Raw genomic sequence first — 1,002 nt, forward strand, 5'->3', positions numbered from 1 at the left:
ACCTCCCCCAGCGGGGGAGGATCTCAGGCAAAGAAAAAGGGGCCGCTTTCGCGGCCCCTTCGTCATTCTGGGATGACCGAACCTTACAGGTCCAGCAGCAGGCGCTGCGGGTCTTCCAGGGCTTCCTTGACCTTGACCAGGAAGGTCACGGCGCCGGCGCCGTCGACKACGCGGTGGTCGTACGACAGGGCCAGGTACATCATCGGACGGATCTCGATCTTGCCGTTGATGACCATGGCGCGTTCCTTGATCGCGTGCATGCCCAGGATGCCCGACTGCGGCGCGTTCAGGATCGGGGTCGACATCAGCGAGCCATAGATGCCGCCGTTGGTGATCGTGAAGGTGCCGCCCTGCATGTCCTCGATGGCCAGGCCGCCGGTGCGGGCCTTCTTGCCGAGGTCGCCGATGGTCTTTTCGATCTCGGCCAGGTTCAGCACGTCGGCGTCACGCACGACCGGAACCACCAGGCCCTTGTCGGTGCCGACGGCGACGCCGATGTCGTAGTGGTTCTTGTAGATCACGTCCTGGCCGTCGATCTCGGCGTTGACGTCCGGGATCGCCTTCAGCGCGGCCACGACGGCCTTGGTGAAGAAGGACATGAAGCCCAGCTTCACGCCGTGACGCTTTTCGAACACGTCCTTGTACTGGGCGCGCAGGGCCATGACCGCGCTCATGTCGACCTCGTTGAAGGTCGTCAGCATGGCGGCGGTGTTCTGGGCTTCCTTCAGACGGCGGGCGATCGTCTGACGCAGGCGCGTCATCTTCACGCGCTCTTCGCGCTCGTGCAGGGCGCGCGGCGCGGCCGGAGCGGCGGCCGGGGCCGGGGCGCTGGCGCGGGCTTCCAGGGCGGCGAGAGCGTCGCCCTTGGTCACGCGGCCGTCCTTGCCGGTGCCGACGACCTTCGACAGGTCGAGGTTGTTCTCGGCGGCGACGCGGGCCGGGGCCGGGCTGACCGGAGCGGCGGCCGGGGCGGCCGGAGCCGCGGCGGCGGGCGCCGGAGCC

At 68.3% G+C, this 1,002-nt stretch carries 1 protein-coding gene; it reads right to left on the bottom strand.

The genetic code is table 11. The features are described from left to right. Positions 1-83: 83 nt before the first annotated feature. Positions 84-1,002 (bottom strand): 2-oxoglutarate dehydrogenase complex dihydrolipoyllysine-residue succinyltransferase (gene odhB / locus AC1DCG_RS25060; RefSeq protein ID WP_477041749.1); only part of this gene is annotated, 919 nt, incomplete at its 5' end.

Source organism: Caulobacter sp. 10L414, from assembly GCF_056395525.1.